Below are 18,623 nucleotides of genomic sequence, written 5' to 3'. Positions count from 1 at the left end.
TTTTAAGGATATATAAAGGCTATTAAACCTATAATAAGTAATGATAGCAAGAAAATTCCCTGTAGATCCGACTTAATCTTAGGTAAAATAAAATTCTATTTAAATACAATTACAAAGGTAATTCCATGATCATCCTTCACACTTCTTTTGGTGACATTACAGTTAAACTTCATGAAGACAAAGCACCAGTAACTTGTGCTAACTTCCTACAATACTGTCAAGATGGTTTCTACGACAACACACTTTTCCACCGTGTAATTGATGGCTTTATGGTTCAAGGCGGCGGCATGACTGCGGGTCTTGAAGAAAAAACAAGCCGTGCAACAATCAAAAATGAAGCAAACAATGGCCTAAACAATAAAGTAGGTACATTAGCGATGGCTCGTACTATGGAACCGCATTCTGCAAGTTCTCAGTTCTTCATCAACGTTAATGACAACAAATTCTTAGACTTTAAATCAGAGTCTGTAGATGGTTGGGGTTACTGTGTATTTGCTGAAGTTGTTGACGGCATGGACGTAGTAAACAAAATCAAAGGTGTTGCAACTGGTAACTACGGTTACGTACACCAAGATGTACCTGTTGAAGAAGTATTCATCACTGGTACAACAATTACAGAATAATTGTTCTTTTTATGCCAGCGTTAATCGCTGGCATTTTATCTACTACAATGTGACTTATGACTATCCTATTTATCTCCGATCTGCACCTCTGCCCTACTCGCCCTGAAATCACAACCTGCTTTCTTGATTTTATGGAGAATGAAGCCGTACACGCTAAAGAGCTGTATGTCTTAGGTGATCTCTTCGAATTTTGGATTGGTGATGATGATAACTCTTCATTTAGTTCATTAATTAAAAATGCCTTTACGACATTAACCAACCAAGGTGTCCATTGTTTTTTCATCCAAGGAAATCGTGACTTTTTATTAAATAAACGATTCTGTAAAGAAACGGGCATCACCTTACTTGCCGATCATACCGTAATTGATGTTGATGGAAAAAAAGTGCTGATCATGCATGGTGACACGCTTTGCATTGACGACGTTAAATATCAAGAATTCAGAGCAAAAGTTCATCAACCGTGGCTACAGTGGATTTTCAATCGTATCCCGTTATTTATTCGCCAGCATATTGTCAAAAATGTACAAGATAAAATAAAAGAAAAAAAACAGCATAAAACATTATCAATAATGGATGTCACCCAAAGTGAAGTCGAAAGAGTCATGCATGAAGAAGGCGTCAACCTATTAATTCATGGTCATACTCATCGTCCAGACACTCATTCTTTCACAGTAAATGATAATCAAATGACAAGAATTGTGCTTGGCGATTGGTACACGCAAGGCTCAATACTTACCTATAAAGACAATACATTTACACTTTTAAATAAAAGCTTTAAATAACTCACAGTTATAAGCGTTCATTTGGTGCTTAATCATTATTGAGACATGGTTTTTTTGTGTAAATACGATTATCATTAAAACTCATTGATCCAGTATGCTGTAGAGAAAATAACTCATGTATTCATACGTTGCTCGTCAACCTATTTTAGACCTAAAAAAGAACACGATTGGGTATGAACTCTTATTTAGAGACGGGCCTAAAAATACATTTCCTGCAGTAGAAGCTGAAGAAGCAACGAGTCGTCTATTATCAGACCATTTTTTGAGTTCCCATTGCAATGCGACCAATGACAAATTAGGTTTTGTAAACTTTCCACAACAAAGTTTATTAAACTTAGTGCCTACATTATTTAATGCTAGCAACCTCGTTATTGAAATTCTTGAAGATTGCATTCCTACCCCCGAATTGCTTGAAGCGATTAAAACGCTATCCGAACGAGGGTATAAGCTTGCTTTAGACGATTTTGAGCCAAGCCCTCAATGGACGCCTTTCTTACCTTATATCGACATCATAAAGTTTGATATGCGTGTAACTCCGGTTCTAAAAGCAAAACTATTTATACGACACTGTGCAAAATACAACATTGTATTTTTGGCTGAAAAAGTAGAAACATACGAAGAGTTCGAGCAAGCAAAAGAAGCTGGGTTTACGTATTTTCAGGGATATTTCTTTAGTAAACCTGAAATGTTGCAACAACGTGCGATTCAACCCAATCAACTGTCAATAATACAGTTGTACCAAGAAATATCTGCTCCTACTGTTAATTTTGTAGCGGTTGAAAAACACATTGCTCAAGATGTTTCGTTATCTTATAAATTGCTGAGATTTGTCAACTCATCATCAGTAATAGACAAGCCTATCACGTCATTCAAGCAAGCTTTAGTCTATCTTGGTGAAACCAAATTACGTCAATTCGTATCTTTGGTTGCTGTCGCTCATGCAACCCAGCATAAGCCTCAATCTCTTTATACATTGTCGATCCATCGCGCTAAATTGTGCGAATTGATCGTTAATAAAACAAAAATCAACTTAGAACCAAGCCAAGCCTTTTTAGTCGGTTTATTTTCGTTATTAGAGCCATTGTTAGATCAACCCTTAGAAGTATTGATCCAACATCTCCCTATTTCAGATGAAATAAAACACGCCCTAACATTAAGAAAAGGCCCTCTTGGATCTCTTATCCTTGCGATAGAGAGCTACGAAAAAGCCAATTGGGACATTGTCGCTAAATGTTGTTCTGATCTGCATATCACTGAACAAGAATTCTCAGCTTGTTATAATGAATCCGCTGAATGGGTTGATGATTTAACCCACTAAACGAGTGTAATAATGTCTAAAAGCAACCATTGCCCTTGTGGCACTAAAAAAAATTATTCAGTTTGTTGTGAACCTATTCATAATCAACATGAACTAGCAAAAACACCCGAACTACTAATGCGTTCACGTTATTCAGCTCATGTTAAACAACTTGTTCAGTACATTATTGATACCTACCATCCCTCTTGTCATGCAGAAGAATTTAGAGACGGTATTGTCGAATCCACAGAATTAGAGTGGCGAAAGCTAAAAGTACTATCAAGTCACTTATCAACAATGAGTCCTTATGAGGGTTTCGTTTCTTTTAAAGCAACATACTCAGAAAACAATCAACTTCATCAACTAAAAGAGCACTCTCGTTTTCTTAAAGAAAATGGCAAATGGTATTACATTGATGGTGAAATTGAATAATTTAAGCTCAATAGTTCTTGTTAAAAGATAATAAAGACATAAAAAACGCCGCATTTATTTAAATGCGGCGTTTTTACTTTTACTTTTTATATTTAAAGAATAGAAACCATAAATACAACAAGAATAGCGACAGGACATACTACTCGTACATACCAAGGCCAAATTTTCCAGAATAGTCCTTGTGCAATCTCAGGGTTACCTTGTTTGATCTCTTCTAATACCTTATTACGATTCCAAATCCAACCAACAATGATAGCCCAAACAACCCCTAGCAGCGGTTGCATATAAACCGTAGAGATGTCTGCAATCAATCCAAACAATGTGCCAAAATTAAAGACAATAAATAAGCTTAGAACAAGAATTGCTCCGCCAATAAGCCACGTTGCTTTTGTTCTGTCCGTTTTTAACTCTTCTTGCGCACAAGAAACAGGGACTTCAAGCAGTGAGATCGAAGACGTTAATGCAGCAATTACCATGAGTACAAAGAAAGCCGTACCTAAAACAACACCCATTCCCCCCATCGTTTCAAACATCGCAGGTAACACAGCAAAGACAAGGTCACCAGAACTGATCAATTGACCCGCTTCATTAAATATCTCAACGCCATTATTTTTAGCAACAAACATCGCAGGAAGAATAAGAAGACCTGCGGCAAAAGCAACACTGGTATCAATCGCCGCTACTTGAGCTGCCGTTTTAGGAATATTCACATCTTTCTTTAAATATGAACCGTATACCATCATTGAGCCAACACCTAATGATAGAGAGAAAAAGGCTTGCCCCATAGCATCGACTAACAAACCACTATTGATGTGAGAGAAGTCAGGCACTAGATACATTTTAAGGCCTTCCATTGCACCATCTTGAGTAAAGATATAAGCAATCATGATCCCGAATAATATAAATAGCATTGGCATTAAACGTGTTGACCACTTTTCAATACCATCAGCAACACCTTTCTGAACAACATAAATAGTAAATACAGAAAATAGAATCGTTAATACCACATTACGACTGTCACCAAAATTCACTAGCCAATCAGCAACACTTTGTAGGCCTATGATTTCTAAAATAGGAGCAGCAGCAAAGCCCATTAACCAACCAGCAAGAATAGAATAAAAACTTAAAATCATAGAAGCGGCCAACATGGCAATAAAACCAAACACTCCAGCGGCGAGCTTATTTTTAGTCCAAATTTTCTTTAGAGAAGCAATAGGGTTAGATTGCCCATGACGACCAATGGTTAGCTCTGCGACTAACATAGGGAAAGCCAATAGGAAAACCATTAAAAGGTACATTAATAAAAAAGCAGCGCCACCGTTACTGGCAGCTTTTGTAGGAAAACCCCATACATTACCTAAACCAACAGCTGAACCTGCAGCTGCCATAATAAAACCTAATTTTGAGGTAAACTGACCTCTTGAAGCATTACTATCCATGTTTATTCCATCTGTGCTTGAAAAATTACAGGTTGTAAATTATATTTTACATACCGTATGTATTAAAATTATTAGAATAGTGGTAAGTAAACCAGTTTAAGAATAAAATTGAAAGCGCTGCTTTTTACTTTTATAACAAAACTCTCTATTTTTGTTATAAACTGTTTACAAAATAATCAAACCTCTCTTATTTCGAATTTTTATCCCCTTTACCTACTCTTTTGCCTCAAGTCCTGATATTAATACATATTCTCTCTATATATATGAAATCACGAATGGATAAGTTCTACCAAGCACTCACTATCGTTAGCTTTATCTTGTATTGGCTTTTAGTCGCCGGGGTAACGATTCGTGTCGTCTTTAAACCAAGGCCTGTAGGCGTCTCTCTTGCTTGGTTAATGGTTATTTATATCCTTCCCGTTATTGGTGTAATGGCTTATTTTTTAATTGGTGAGCTTAATTTAGGCCGTACTCGTGGTGAACGAGCAAAAGCAATGTTTACTCCTTATGAACAGTGGTTTGCTCAAGTTCATCACTGTCAGTCTCATCAGCCTCATTCTATTTCACATCGAATTTCATCCATTCATAATTTGTGTTCAAATCGATTAGGTATTCCAGCATTAAGTGGCGACACCCTTTCTTTATTAAATACCCCGTCAGAAATTCTGACCGCCATTATTCGAGATATTGAAAAAGCAGAACATGAAATCAATATGGAATTCTACATTTGGCATCATGGTGGATTAGCCGATGGTGTCGCAAGCGCATTAATTCAAGCGGCTAAACGAGGCGTAACCGTTAATGTTTTACTGGATTCGGCTGGGAGTATTGATTTTTTCAAAAGCCACAGGCCAAGAATGTTACGAGAATCTGGGGTCAATATTGTTGAAGCCTTAAGCGTGAGTCCATTTCGTATGTTCTTTAGACGACTTGACCTACGATTACATCGAAAAATTGTCGTTATCGATAATAAAATTGCCTATACAGGATCAATGAATTTAGTCGATCCTCAATATTTCAAACAAAATTCGGGCGTAGGCCAATGGGTTGACGTAATGGTTCGTATTACCGGCCCTAATGTAGCGATCTTAAATACGATTTATGCATGGGATTGGGAAGTAGAAACGGGAATACGAGCACTGCCAACAATACCTGAATGCCCATTTGAAATAGACCCATTTAACCACACTACTCAGGTAGTGCCTTCGGGTCCGGGTATGCCAGATGACATTATTCAGCAAGTATTGATCACCGCAATTAATCAAGCTAGAGAATCACTCACAATCACAACACCTTATTTTGTTCCTAGTGAGTTATTGCTCCATACTTTAAGAACCACAGCTCACCGAGGAGTAAAAGTTACGTTAATTTTACCCAAGAAGAACGATTCATTAATGGTAAGTTGGGCTTCAAAATCATTCTTTGAAACGCTTCTAAACGCAGGGGTTCATATCTTTGAGTTTAAAGGCGGGTTATTGCATACTAAATCAGTGGTCATTGATAATAACTATTGCATTATTGGTACCGTGAATTTAGATATGCGCAGCTTCTGGTTGAATTTTGAAGTCCGTTTGATTGTTGATGATCCTGAATTTACAAAACAATTAACGTGGGTATTAGATGGCTACCTAGAACATTCTGATGCGATTGTTTTAGAAAATTGGCAGCAACGAAATTGGGCTCATCGATTTACTGAGCGTTTCTTCTCTATGTTTAGCCCCTTACTTTAAAACAAAGCATAAATTAAAAAGCCCACGATAATTTAATTATCGTGGGCTTTTTTAACATCCGTAAATATTAACGAATGCCACTTAAAAATTCATGTCTTGTCGCTGGATTACGTTTGAAAATCCCGCCAAGCGCAGTTGTCGTTGTGCTACTCGTCGCATCCATGACACCACGAGACTTAACACAATAATGTGTCGCTTCCATTGTGATCGCAACATCATCACTGCCAAGTAATGTTTGCAGTGCCACTAATATTTGCTGTGTCATACGCTCTTGAACTTGAGGACGCTGGGCAAAAAATCGAACAATACGATTAATCTTCGACAGACCAATGATCTTTTCACGAGGAATATAAGCAACGGTGGCTTTTCCATCAATAGTCACTAAATGATGTTCACACGTACTCGTTAATGTAATGTCGTTCACTCGAACCATTTCATCACAGTTCATTTTATTTTCAATGACGGTAATTTTAGGGAAATTCGCATAATCTAACCCAGAAAAGATTTCATCAACGTACATCTTAGCAATTCGATGAGGCGTCTCTTCAAGGCTGTCATCACTAAGGTCGAGAGTAAGCAGAGATAAAATCTCACGCATATGCTCTTCAATACGTTCTTTTTTCTCTTCACGACTAATTCCATTTTCTTTCATTGGCGTCTCAAGGCCACGCGCAACAAGAGCATCACGCACCAAAATGGCTGATTCACTGAATGATGACATCATATACTCCAGAGTATTCTATTTAAAAATCCTGCGCTAAGGATACCCGCTCTGTAAAATAAATACACCCTGATTTTCATGGGTCTATTAGATGTTCAGCACCAAAATATGGTAATGTTCTTCCTTATTACTACTAGTTCAGAGAATATCATGATGGATTGCTGCGCAACTCAAGGTCTCATCCCCGTAGAAACGGCATTGGATACCCTTTTATCTCAAGTTACCCCTATTTCATTAGCAAAAACATTGCCTCTCTCTGATGCCATTGGTTTTGTTTTGGCTGAAGATATTTGCTCCCCAATTAACGTTCCTCCTTTTGCAAACTCAGCAATGGATGGTTATGCAGTTCGTCTGTCTGATTTAGCACTCTCTCTGACATTACCAGTTACAGGTAAGTCTTTTGCTGGCATTCCTTTTGAAGGAGAATGGCAAGAACAAAGCACAATTAGAATCATGACTGGAGCGAAGATCCCTGTTGGTTGTGATGCCGTTATTATGCAAGAACTCACCTCGGATTCTGATGGTAACATTACGTTTGATGTCACTCTTTCTGATATAAAACCTCAAACCAATATTCGTCCGATTGGTGATGATGTTTCACAAGGACAAACCGTCTTAGAGAAAGGTCACCGCTTAACACCAAGAGACATTCCATTAATTGCTTCACTTGGTATTAATGATATTCCCGTCGTTCATAAACCTAAAGTTGCCTTTTTCTCAACGGGTGACGAACTGACACCATTAGGTCAACCACTAGAAGATGGTCAGATCTATGACAGTAATCGCTACGGTATTAAAGTATTAATCGAGAGATTTGGTTGTGAAGCCATTGACCTTGGTATTATTCCAGATTGCCCACAAACGCTAAGAGACGTCTTTCTTAAAGCTGATAAAGAAGCGGATGTGGTGGTGACATCAGGTGGTGTGAGCGTTGGTGAAGCCGATTACACAAAAGACATCTTAGATGAATTAGGCCAAATTGGCTTTTGGAAATTAGCCATAAAACCGGGTAAACCTTTTGCCTTTGGTCAGCTGCCTGATTCTTATTTCTGTGGTTTACCGGGAAACCCCGTTTCTGCGATGTTAACAATGTATGTATTGGTTCAGCCGATGCTAGCGAAACTTGCAGGTCACTCTAAATGGGAAGCTCCTAAAGCGATCCCAGCAGTGGCAACGACGGTCTTTAAAAAACGTCCTGGTCGTACTGATTATCAACGCGGTATTTACTCCATTAATGATAAAGGTCAATTTGAAGTGGCCACTACGGGCAATCAAGGTTCAGGAGCATTTAGCTCAATGAGTATTGCTAATTGTTTTGTTGTTCTGGAACGAGAGCGTGATCGTGTTAGTGTTGGCGAAACCGTTAATATCGAACTATTTAACGCCTCTCTTTATTAGAAGTGATCCCAATGTCTGAATTATCTGATCAAGAGATGCTGCGCTATAATCGTCAAATCATTTTGAGAAATTTTGATTTTGAAGGCCAAGAGAAACTCAAAGACAGCACCATTCTCATTATTGGTGCTGGCGGGTTAGGTTGTGCTTCAACCCAGTATTTAGCGGCTGCCGGATTAGGGTCAATGACACTAGTTGATGATGACGTTGTCGAACTCTCAAACTTACAACGTCAAATTTTGCATTGCGACGATACCATTGGTGAAAAGAAAGTCATTTCAGCGAAAAATGCCTTAAACCGTATTAATCCTAATTGTCATATTACCCCTATTGATAAGCGTTTATCTGATGATGAGTTACGTGTTCTTATTTCATCTCATGATTTAGTGTTAGATGGCACCGATAACGTAGAAACCAGAAATCAGTTAAACCGACTATGCTTTGAATCTAAAACACCGTTAATCTCAGGTGCGGCAATTCGTATGGAAGGCCAAGTGAGCGTTTATACTTATCAAGACAACGAGCCTTGTTATCAATGCTTAAGTAGCTTATTTGGTGAGCAGGCGCTTACTTGTGTTGAAGCCGGCGTAATGTCTCCTGTTGTTGGCATTATTGGTGTAACACAAGCTCTTGAGGCCATCAAGGTATTAACTAATTACGGACACCCCTTAATCGGGAAACTTCTGATCTTAGATGCCCTTTCAATGAACTGGCGTGAGATGAAATTAGCAAAAACACCCCACTGTTCTGTATGCGGTAAATAGCACGCTCCACAATATCAAGATCAATAAAAAGGCGCTAACCCATTTGGATTAACGCCTTTTTTCATTTCGACTTAAAACAAAGACCCTACAATTTAAAATAGGTTAACTGTTGTTTCGTAAGCGTGCGGGGAACTACACCTTGTCTTTTACATTCCAAGGTAAAAGTGAATCGATATCTGGCGATCCAACACATAAACGATCTAGACAATACCTAATATAATCGTAAGGGATTAATCCGTTTGCCTTTGCTGTTTCTACAATGCTGTAAAGCATTGCACTTGAATCTGCACCAGCCGTTGAACCCGAAAATAACCAGTTTTTCCGGCCGATAACAAACGGTTTAACCGCTCGCTCTGCTCGATTGTTATCAATAGATAACAATCCATCATCAATATAACGAACTAATTTATCCCATTGATTTAATGTATAGCTAATCGCCTCACCTAATTTTGTTTTAGGTGATACTCGACTAACTGCGCTATCAAGCCAATCACGGAGCTCTTTAAGTAAATCGCGGGCTTCTGTCTGCCTAGCAACATACTTGGCTTCAGGGGAAGCCTCTTTTAATAACGATTCGATCCGGTATAGCTTTTGGATTTTACTCAATACCCAATCTGCACTCCCTGTTTTCCCTTTTACTTGAACACGTTGAGCCTCAATAAATCGTCGACGTGCGTGTGCCCAACAGCCAACTAAAATCGCTTCAGTTTGTTCATAACCTTGGTAACCATCGGTATGTAAATACCCGTTATAACCTTTTAAAAAGTTAACTGGATGGTAGCCATGCCTGCTAGATTGATAATCATAAAGTACAATTCCAGGCAAAACACCAGAGCCTGGAGAATCATAGCCAGAGCAGTAGACCCACATATAACATTTTGCTTTTTCAACATCCAACACATTTACCGTTGTTTCATCACAATGCAGAGTGGGTTGTTCAAGCAAAATACGATGTAACTCGTTATTAAGAGGGGTAAATAGTACCGAGCATTTTATTAACCAATCCGCCATCGTTCGCCGTCCAATAATGATACCCCCATGCTGAAATACCGTTTCTTGACGATAAAGTGGAAGACTGTATTGAAATTTAGCCGTAATAATTTGAGCAAGTAAACTGGGGTTTGCCATCCCTTTAGGGATTGGTGACGCTGGCATTGGGGCTTGTTTAATGTCTACTGAAGTATTGTTTTTTTCACAATTCGGGCAAGCATATTTAGGACGAACATGTTGAATAACTTCCACTTTAGCTGGTACAAATTCCAACTTTTCACTGATGTCTTTACCCATCGCATGCATCTCTAGACCGCAACACTTACAAGTTTTATCTTTTATGTCGTGGATAATAACAGTACGCGGTAAGTCTTCAGGTAAGCGTTGGCGTTTTGGCTTTTGACGAGTGTAGGTAATCGTTTGTGTGTCATCATTTTCAATGATGATTTCTTCTTCTGTTTCATTGAATAAATCAAATTGAGTCGAGTCAGATTCACTGCTTTTACCAAAGCGCTGATGTTGAGCCAGCCGAAATTGCTCTAGAAGACGGTTATATTTATTTTCAAGCTGAAGCACAAGTGCTTTCAGCTCGTCAATGGTATCAGGAAGTGGTTTTATTTTATCAGTCATGTAGATGACTATATAACGATAATACAGGTAATCAATCGGTTGCCTCCTATTCTTGACTGAGAATCAACTATTTAAAGGGTTGTTTGATAATGTACCGGTTGATGTCCTAAGATATCAAAACCTTGTAATAGCAGTGTCAGTTGCTGCTCTGATAATGCTAACGTATCGTTATTTATATTTCGTGGCCATTTGAAGCGGTCTTCATCTAATCGCTTGTACCATAAAGCGAATCCTGTTTTATCCCAATACAATATTTTGAGTTTATCACGAGGCTTATTGCAAAATATAAATAGAGCATCACTAAACGGTGATAGTTGCATTTCTTGCTCAACAATCACGACAAGGCCATTAATGGCCTTGCGAAAATCGACAAAATCACGATGAAGATAAATGGTGGAAACATCAGTAAATACATTCATGATTGATACCCTTTTAATAAGAGTCCTATCCAGTGAGGTTCAGTATTAGCTGGCAATGTTAATCGCAATTTTCCGATAGAAAGTTGAATATCTGGTAATTGTGGAGTGGCGATGATAGTTGATGTTAACGCTTCTACTTTCAAGAAAGTAGAAGCGTTAATCTTTTGTTTCCATCGTGCTTTACGTGCACTAAATGTCTTTGGCAGAATATTATGGTTACGACAAAATTCAGCGGCACTAAGCTTGCTAGATTGCTGAGATTCAAATAGAGCGTGCCATTGCTCTGGTGTTCTCTTTTTATCTTTTTGCATAATTACGTTCTCGTTAAATGAAAGATCGTAAGATACGCATAATGAATTTTATTTGTTAGGTGTAGTTCCCCGCACGCTTACACACACTCTACGAAGGGATCAGCTTATTGGGTAACGGTCTTATTTTTATCTCTGAGCACATGGCTGAGGTGTTGGCGGGCTTAGCGTTATTAAAGATAGCGTTTGTGGTATTAAATGCGGCGATCATGGGTGGCCCCATTGGTTGGTTTGCGGCCGCCATCGCAGCCGTTGTCGTTGCAGTGCTGTATTTAATCGACACCTTTATTGGGTTTGATGTCATGCTTAAAAAAATGGAACTCACCTTCGATTACTTATGGGAGAAACTCAAAACCTTCATTAATTTGCTGCCCGATGCACTGCTGTCGGATTGGGCCAGCCCCATCAAAGAGGCGGGAGAAGAAGTGGAGACTCTTAAGAATAAAATGAACGATCTGAAAGATAAAAACGTAGCGCTTGGGATCACAACCAATGACACGGTAAACAAACGAGAAAATGCCGCGCACGCGAGTACCAACGTGGCCGACCGAGGAGATCGGAGCACCATTCAACCACAAAAAATAACGCCGCTAACCACTCAGATTATAAAAAGTCAGGCGCAAGTGGCATTAACGATTAAATCAGAAAAACCCGTCACGGTAGATAACGTCACGCACGATAAAGGACTCGATTTGAGTGTGAATCTGGGCAATATGGCCCTGAGTTATTAATTGATACTTATCTGTATCCACTTTAAATAAAATACTCAATACTTTTTATTTTTAAGACACTACTCGCAATTATCAGTGCACGGGACTTAAAAATAAAACAGATATTAAATATATTTCTTAAATTACACTTAATTTCTACCTAAAATCATATGTTATTTTTATCAAAGTTATCCTTTAGTTGTTGATTTATAAATCAAAAATAATTATCAACCATATATACATATAAATATAAACAAATCAATCATTCTATTTAATTAACGTTATATTGACATTTAAATCTAAATTAATGCATTGAGACGAAATTTCTTTTTTCTTCATTTTAATAAACAGATTATTAATAGATAATATGATTTATTATATATTAATCCACCTTATTTAGACTTTTAACTCTAAATTAAGTATCTAATAATTACCATTTAAAATAATCATGGTTAATGAAAATTATTTTCGTTTTACTAATTATAAATTTTGAAGATATATTGAATGTAGAATTCATTTAACTATTTACATAAGAGATTTAATTAACACATGAAGGTATATTTATGAAAATTGGTCTAGAGTATGATGTAAATACAGCAGCTAGGCAGCGTATTAATGTTATTTTAGATGGATTTGAACACTTCTATGTTTCATTCTCCGGCGGGAAAGACTCTGGTGTACTCTTAAATCTAGTTATAGAAGAATCCAGAAAAAGAAATCGCTTACCTGTTGATGTACTAATTATAGATTTAGAAGCTCAGTATAAATGCACAATTGAATATATAAATGAAATGGTTTCAAAAAATGAAATAAATGCTTTTTGGGTTTGTCTTCCTCTTAGTTTAAGAAATTCAGTTTCACAGTTTCAACCTAAATGGATATGTTGGGATCCTGGGGTTTCTAATAAATGGTTACGAGATTTTCCAGATAGCGACGCCGTAATTAAAAATACAGATTATTTCCCATTTTATACATTTGGAATGGAATTCGAAGAATTCGTACTTAAATTCTCTAAATGGTATGCATCTATAAAAAAGACAAAATGTGCATGTTTAGTTGCTATTCGTTCTGATGAATCCCTAAATAGATATAGAACAATAAAAAACAATCATAAAAGAAAATACCTTAATTATAAGTGGACAACAAAAATTAGTGATGATGTTTTTAATGCGTATCCTATATATGATTGGAGAGTTACTGATATTTGGATTGCTAATGGTAAGTTTAAATATTTATATAATAAAATTTATGACTTAATGCAACAAGCAGGTGTTTCCTTAGCGCAGCAACGTCTATGTCAACCTTTTGGTGACGATCAAAGAAAGGGATTATGGTTATATCAAATACTCGAATTTTAGGATATTATAAATTTGAATTACCTGAAGGCTATAGTTATAAAACTTACAGTAAATATTTACTTCGAACAATGCCACCTCACTTAGAAAAGCATTACCGTGAAAGAATATACAAATTTTTATCATGGTGGAGGAAAAATAAAAATAAAACTGGAATTTACTCAATCCCTGATTTCGGTGATAAAAAATTAGAGGCGGGTAAAAAAATACCAAGTTGGCGGAGAATATGTAAAGTATTAATAAAAAATGATTATTGGTGCTATGGTTTATCATTTGGACAAAATAAAAAGTTAACTAATTACTATACAGAAATATATGAAGACTATAAAAATAACAGGATCGGTGTATGAATAAAATTGAAAAAGTATTATCTATTTTAAATGAACTTGATGAAATAGATTTTTGCGATTTTGATACAAAAAGTCGCGTTGACATTTTCAATATACTATCTGACTTGTCATATAAAATTGTTGATATTAAACATCCAGTTTTAAATGTGAAGTTAATTAGTTCCAGTTTAATTAGAGATAATGACTACAACCCTAATATTATGGCATCTCCTGAGTATAAATTATTAAAGCATTCAATTAAAAAAGATGGCTTAACTATGCCAATAATCGTATCTGAAAGTGATGGTTATATACATAAAATAATTGATGGTTCTCATCGAGTTAAAATTATAAAAAATAATCTCGATATTAAAAACTCATTTCATAGCTATATACCTACAGTCAGCTTAATTCATTCTTATAGCGAACAAATAACATCCTCTGTGAGGCATAACGTAGCAAGAGGCTCTCACCAAGTTGAGTTAACTTCTAAATTAATAATGAAACTAAAGCAATCGTCATGGAACAATAAAAAAATATGCGAAGAATTAGGAATGGACCCCGATGAGGTCTTAAGAATGCAGCAAATTACAGGTTTAGCAGATGCGTATAAAGATGAAGATTTTTCTTTTGCTTGGAAATAAAATAATGAAAATAATATTTATATCTACTATTTCTATAGCTATTTTATCTACATATACAATAGCAGCAACTACACGATCAGATGGAACAATATCAATCGAGAGTATCGATGCTCCATATACGAAGGATCTAGCGCTATTAGCGACTAGAAGAGTAGTAAACGATGTGGTAATTCATACCAATGAACGTTTAAAGATTATCGACACCAATTTTATAGTAAATGCCCAAAGCATATCAACCGTAGGTAGTAATTTAGGGGCAGCAGGCGACGCTATTCAGGCAAATCATAATGCTTTAGTTGATTTAGAACTTAAAAATTCAATATATATTGATGAATGGAATAATATGTTTAAGGAATCTATTAGCAAAATTGAATCTCAAATCAGTCAAAATAGAAAAGTATCCTCAAGAGGAATAGCAGGTGTGGCTGCAATGACAAATATCCCTACCCTAACTGATGGTTCATTCTCGGTAGGTATGGGTTATGGTTATTTCGATGGCGAAGATGCTTTAGCCTTTGGTGTCTCTAAATATTTCAACTCAGGAGTAGCAATAAAAACTTCTTTTGCCACTACTGGAGCTAACAATACGACTCTTGGTATTGGTGCTAGCTATAGTTTTAAATAAATATATTTTTTATTCATGAGTGATATATATGAAATATTTGTATTATTATACTTTCTGTTTCTTTAGCTTCACTTCAAATGCAGAGTATTATATTGGTGGTAACGTAGGTTACTCCCTACTAAGTACGTATTGTCAAGATAATTGCAATGATGAAGCGACCTCTTTTGGATATTTTTTTGGTATTAATTTAAATGCGATGTCTTTAGAATCACAGATAAACTATATAGGGGATTTTAATTTAACTGCTTTTTCAATATCACCTAAAATTAATTTTTATGATGAGGAAATTTTTAATCCTTATGTGAAATTTGGGGCCGCCTATATAATTGATTATAAAGATAATATCTTAATACCAACTGCTTCTTTTGGTATTGATTATAAGATCAATCAACAATTTCATTTTAGAGGTGAGTTATCAAGGTCGCGGAAATTTAAATAGTATTAACTTTGCAATAAGTTATAAATTTGGAAAATATAAGAACTATCATATGAATATATTAAATGATGTTGACGATAACATCACTGATGAGTTATTTATTAACACTAGTAAAATTTCAGTTCAAAAATTAGCTCCTATTCAGTTTGATCTTAATTCATTTCAAATAAATAATTACATTCATTTGAAAAGCTTATTAAAAATCATTATATCTCACCCTGAAATGACTATTGAAATTTCAGGTTATTCTGATAATATAGGTACTGACGATTATAACGTTATACTATCGAGAAATAGAGCAAATGCTATTTCAGATTATTTTAAATATAATGGTTTATCAGAGAGATCATTTATAATTAATTTTTTTGGGAAAGATAGTCCTATAGCAAGTAATTTAACAAGACCAGGAAGAGTACTCAATAGAAGAGTGGAAATTAAACTTATTAAACTTATTAAACTTATTAAAAATACTGAGAGGTAATTATGTTATCTAAATTATACTATTTACTACTTATAACTTATATTTATATTTCTCCAACTACAGTTGTGAATGCAGCTGCTACATGTGGGTCGTGGAATGACTATCAAAACTGTATTGATGATAGGCCAAGGCCACCTAGTGGCGTCGATCAAGGAACATATTCAAAAAAAAGAAAAAACATTTTCAAATCAGATATAATAAAACCATTCAATGATTATAAAATTCAATATAAAAAGATGTCAGATGATAATAATTCTGTCTTAAATAACGATATTAATAATATTGAAAATATTTTCATAAAGCACTTTAATATATTAAACACATGGGCATATAACTATCCTGACAGCTTTAATCTATATTTTAACAATAAAGATATAGATCATGTTATAAATGATGAAATTGAATTAAATTCTACAGTATTAAATGAACTTATACGTGGTTCTGTTGAGCGAGCTATTCATCGTTATTCAAACTTAAATAAAACAGTAATTAATAGTATTCATTTTCACTATTGGGCAAAAGCATATGCTCCATTTATCTCTGGCATTTGGGGCTTTGAATCAGAATGGTCTTATAGTGATAGAATTGATGAGCATGATAATTATTATATAATTACTGAAAGTACAGAAGATAATTCAGATATAAAAGAAATTAAATATACCGATTTGTGGAATAATGCCGCAACAGGACCAACAACAAAATCACAAACGCGTTATATATCTTTACAACCGAATGAAGATTATATAAATGAAGTAAAAAAATCAATTATAGATAAGGCTCCTCAAAAGATTTCTATTTTAAATAATGAAATGAATGAAGTTGATTATATTTCAAAAGTAATAAATTTTGATTATGAAATAATCGCATTATTATCAATTAATTTCAATTTAGAATTTAAAGATCAAATATTAAAAACAAACAGCTCAGACTTCATAAAAAATAAAAGTAGATTTTTAAATGAAAATTTATATAAAGAAAAAAATACAGCACTATTATTTACATTCCCATTAATTAATCATTTAATTAACAACAATCAAGACCAAAATTACATGGAAGAAATAAAATATACATTATTAAAAATACAAGATAACACTTGGTTTTCACAGTTGCCTGATGATAACATTTATAAGAAATTGATAAAAAGCATATTAAATGATGATAGTAAAGACACAATTCTAAGACTTTCCACTTCTAACGAATTTTTAAAGTATCAAATAGATGAAATAGGAATAAACATCACCGATTGGGGGATTAATTTGGACGAAGGTGATATTGTACCATATTATAAAAATGATGAAATTCAATTATTTAAATCAAAATTTCATGGAAACGCAGCTAATAATAATTGGTATTTTCCAACAAATCATAAATCTAATGAAAGATGGGAATACTTAGGTATATTTATAACTAAAAATAATTATATAAATTATATAAGAAAACTAAATATTTCATCTGAATGGAATGATTTCACATTCCCTGGTGACATTCATTACTATAATGGTATGTATTTTTCACCAACATTCATAGGAAAAGCTAATGAAAATAATTATTACTACCCTACAACAAAGGAAAATAACGAACATTGGATATATATAGGTAGCGATGATAAACCATCTCCATTTTTTTACCATTACATACAGTATACTTTAAAACATTATGCTAATCGATTGCAATACAATAACCTTAGCATTAATAATGCAAGTAATAGTGATATAAATAAAAAAATACGCAATAAATTTCATGAACATTTAAGCGCCTTTTTTGAGAGTGACTATAATACTAACAAATACCACGCTTTTTCAGCTATCGATCCTTCATTTACAATGATACTACACAACCAATATGATTGGATAATTAAACGACTGACGACTTGGAATGACTGGATGGATGAACATTATCAACATCTTGTAGATATAAATGATGGATTCCAGCCAAGTGATGCAGAAATAATGGAGCACTGGATTAATGAGCAATGGGATGCACCTGAAGAATTTAGGGAATGGTGGTTAGATACCTCATCTTATTTTGAAACTGATTCACCCAGTGAAGTAATAAGGCAGTTAAATATTTTTGAACAAGTGGAAGAGTTAGATGAAGCATCCGTTGAGTTGACTAATGGGACGATGATAACGTTAATTAACAGTATGAATATTTCAGAAATTGCTAATGTAGCTACAGCTTCTACTATAACAATATCAACTATTTTACCAATGTTCATTTTCTTATAAATTAGTAAACCGTTATTTAAAAACACATAGAAAATTAAATTTAAGGCTGAGAATTCATCAACTTAGCCTTTTTCCGTAACCTATAAATAAAACTATCCATCATTTACACATGAAAAAAAGAGTAATTAATAATTCTGATAAAATAAAGTAATCTAGGAATTATAAATAATATTTATTGTATGTATTATTTAATTAAATTTCAGTATACATAGCTCAACTTTATTTTCATTAAACAACCTGAAATATAGTTTACTTATGTATCTCACTTTATTTAAAGTTCTTTTA

The 18,623-nt window shown here is 34.9% G+C and carries 20 protein-coding genes; 15 read left to right on the top strand and 5 right to left on the bottom strand.

Translation table 11 applies throughout. The annotated features are described in order from the left end of the window. Positions 1-125 precede the first annotated feature (125 nt). From VSAL_RS10195 to VSAL_RS10180, 4 genes are all read left to right on the top strand, one after another. On the top strand, positions 126-623 hold the full coding sequence (locus VSAL_RS10195) for a peptidylprolyl isomerase (RefSeq protein ID WP_012550506.1): 498 nt from the start codon (positions 126-128) through the stop codon (positions 621-623). A gap of 56 nt (positions 624-679) precedes the next feature. Then, on the top strand, positions 680-1,405 hold the full coding sequence (gene lpxH / locus VSAL_RS10190; RefSeq protein WP_012550505.1) for a UDP-2,3-diacylglucosamine diphosphatase: 726 nt from the start codon (positions 680-682) through the stop codon (positions 1,403-1,405). 115 nt (positions 1,406-1,520) lie between these two features. Next, positions 1,521-2,723: an EAL and HDOD domain-containing protein gene (locus VSAL_RS10185; RefSeq protein WP_012550504.1), complete on the top strand. Its 1,203-nt coding sequence runs from the start codon at positions 1,521-1,523 to the stop codon at positions 2,721-2,723. A gap of 12 nt (positions 2,724-2,735) precedes the next feature. After that, positions 2,736-3,134 (top strand): YchJ family protein, encoded by a 399-nt coding sequence (locus tag VSAL_RS10180; protein WP_012550503.1) that lies wholly within the window; start codon positions 2,736-2,738, stop codon positions 3,132-3,134. 92 nt (positions 3,135-3,226) lie between these two features. Here VSAL_RS10180 and VSAL_RS10175 read toward each other — a convergent pair whose 3' ends face one another. After that, positions 3,227-4,573, bottom strand: coding sequence for a sodium-dependent transporter (locus VSAL_RS10175; RefSeq protein WP_012550502.1), 1,347 nt, complete (start codon positions 4,571-4,573; stop codon positions 3,227-3,229). Between the two features lie 275 nt (positions 4,574-4,848). On the opposite strand from VSAL_RS10175, the gene cls reads away from it, so the two are divergent. Then, positions 4,849-6,303, top strand: coding sequence for a cardiolipin synthase (cls, locus tag VSAL_RS10170; protein WP_012550501.1), 1,455 nt, complete (start codon positions 4,849-4,851; stop codon positions 6,301-6,303). Positions 6,304-6,370: 67 nt separating this feature from the next. Here the strand turns inward: cls and folE are convergent, their stop codons facing one another. After that, entirely contained in the window at positions 6,371-7,024 is a 654-nt protein-coding gene (folE, locus tag VSAL_RS10165) for a GTP cyclohydrolase I FolE (protein ID WP_012550500.1), read from the bottom strand. A 153-nt stretch (positions 7,025-7,177) separates the two neighbouring features. Here folE and moeA point away from each other — a divergent pair, with 153 nt between their 5' ends. Both moeA and moeB read left to right on the top strand, forming a co-directional pair. After that, the gene (moeA, locus tag VSAL_RS10160) at positions 7,178-8,422 is read left to right on the top strand and encodes a molybdopterin molybdotransferase MoeA (RefSeq protein WP_012550499.1); all 1,245 of its coding nucleotides are present in this window, start codon (positions 7,178-7,180) and stop codon (positions 8,420-8,422) included. Between the two features lie 11 nt (positions 8,423-8,433). Beyond that, positions 8,434-9,183, top strand: coding sequence for a molybdopterin-synthase adenylyltransferase MoeB (moeB, locus tag VSAL_RS10155; RefSeq protein ID WP_012550498.1), 750 nt, complete (start codon positions 8,434-8,436; stop codon positions 9,181-9,183). Between the two features lie 132 nt (positions 9,184-9,315). On the opposite strand, the gene VSAL_RS10150 is transcribed toward moeB, so the two are convergent. From VSAL_RS10150 to tnpA, 3 genes are all read right to left on the bottom strand, one after another. After that, positions 9,316-10,803, bottom strand: a complete 1,488-nt coding sequence (locus VSAL_RS10150) for an IS66-like element ISVsa2 family transposase (protein ID WP_012550497.1) — start codon at positions 10,801-10,803, stop codon at positions 9,316-9,318. Positions 10,804-10,874: 71 nt separating this feature from the next. Further along, positions 10,875-11,222: an IS66 family insertion sequence element accessory protein TnpB gene (tnpB, locus tag VSAL_RS10145; protein ID WP_012548924.1), complete on the bottom strand. Its 348-nt coding sequence runs from the start codon at positions 11,220-11,222 to the stop codon at positions 10,875-10,877. Beyond that, positions 11,219-11,533 (bottom strand): IS66 family insertion sequence element accessory protein TnpA, encoded by a 315-nt coding sequence (gene tnpA / locus VSAL_RS10140; RefSeq protein ID WP_012548925.1) that lies wholly within the window; start codon positions 11,531-11,533, stop codon positions 11,219-11,221. The genes tnpB and tnpA overlap by 4 nt, the downstream gene beginning before the upstream one ends. 107 nt (positions 11,534-11,640) lie before the next feature. On the opposite strand from tnpA, the gene VSAL_RS23890 reads away from it, so the two are divergent. From VSAL_RS23890 to VSAL_RS10105, 8 genes are all read left to right on the top strand, one after another. Beyond that, positions 11,641-12,261 (top strand): hypothetical protein, encoded by a 621-nt coding sequence (locus tag VSAL_RS23890; protein WP_085941805.1) that lies wholly within the window; start codon positions 11,641-11,643, stop codon positions 12,259-12,261. A 542-nt stretch (positions 12,262-12,803) separates the two neighbouring features. After that, positions 12,804-13,598 (top strand): phosphoadenosine phosphosulfate reductase domain-containing protein, encoded by a 795-nt coding sequence (locus VSAL_RS10130; protein WP_407921268.1) that lies wholly within the window; start codon positions 12,804-12,806, stop codon positions 13,596-13,598. Next, the gene (locus VSAL_RS24260; RefSeq protein ID WP_407921267.1) at positions 13,571-13,945 is read left to right on the top strand and encodes a DUF3440 domain-containing protein; all 375 of its coding nucleotides are present in this window, start codon (positions 13,571-13,573) and stop codon (positions 13,943-13,945) included. Before VSAL_RS10130 ends, VSAL_RS24260 begins: the two co-directional genes overlap by 28 nt. Continuing rightward, complete coding sequence (locus VSAL_RS10125; RefSeq protein WP_012550496.1) at positions 13,942-14,568, top strand: ParB N-terminal domain-containing protein; 627 nt, start codon at positions 13,942-13,944, stop codon at positions 14,566-14,568. Before VSAL_RS24260 ends, VSAL_RS10125 begins: the two co-directional genes overlap by 4 nt. Next, positions 14,540-15,193, top strand: a complete 654-nt coding sequence (locus VSAL_RS22330; protein WP_158306881.1) for a YadA C-terminal domain-containing protein — start codon at positions 14,540-14,542, stop codon at positions 15,191-15,193. The genes VSAL_RS10125 and VSAL_RS22330 overlap by 29 nt, the downstream gene beginning before the upstream one ends. Positions 15,194-15,221: 28 nt before the next feature. Continuing rightward, positions 15,222-15,632 carry a hypothetical protein gene (locus VSAL_RS10115; protein WP_044583288.1) on the top strand — a complete coding sequence of 137 codons (411 nt, stop codon included), beginning with the start codon at positions 15,222-15,224 and terminating at the stop codon, positions 15,630-15,632. Between the two features lie 49 nt (positions 15,633-15,681). After that, the gene (locus VSAL_RS10110) at positions 15,682-16,110 is read left to right on the top strand and encodes an OmpA family protein (protein ID WP_049940384.1); all 429 of its coding nucleotides are present in this window, start codon (positions 15,682-15,684) and stop codon (positions 16,108-16,110) included. 2 nt (positions 16,111-16,112) lie between these two features. Further along, a complete protein-coding gene (locus VSAL_RS10105) occupies positions 16,113-18,338 on the top strand; it encodes a hypothetical protein (RefSeq protein ID WP_012550494.1) in 2,226 nt (741 codons plus the stop codon). Positions 18,339-18,623: the final 285 nt, after the last annotated feature.

Source organism: Aliivibrio salmonicida LFI1238 (assembly GCF_000196495.1).
GTDB classification, from domain to species: domain Bacteria; phylum Pseudomonadota; class Gammaproteobacteria; order Enterobacterales; family Vibrionaceae; genus Aliivibrio; species Aliivibrio salmonicida.
The sequence above is the reverse complement of the archived record's forward strand: the minus strand, read 5'-3'. Positions and strand labels throughout refer to the sequence as shown.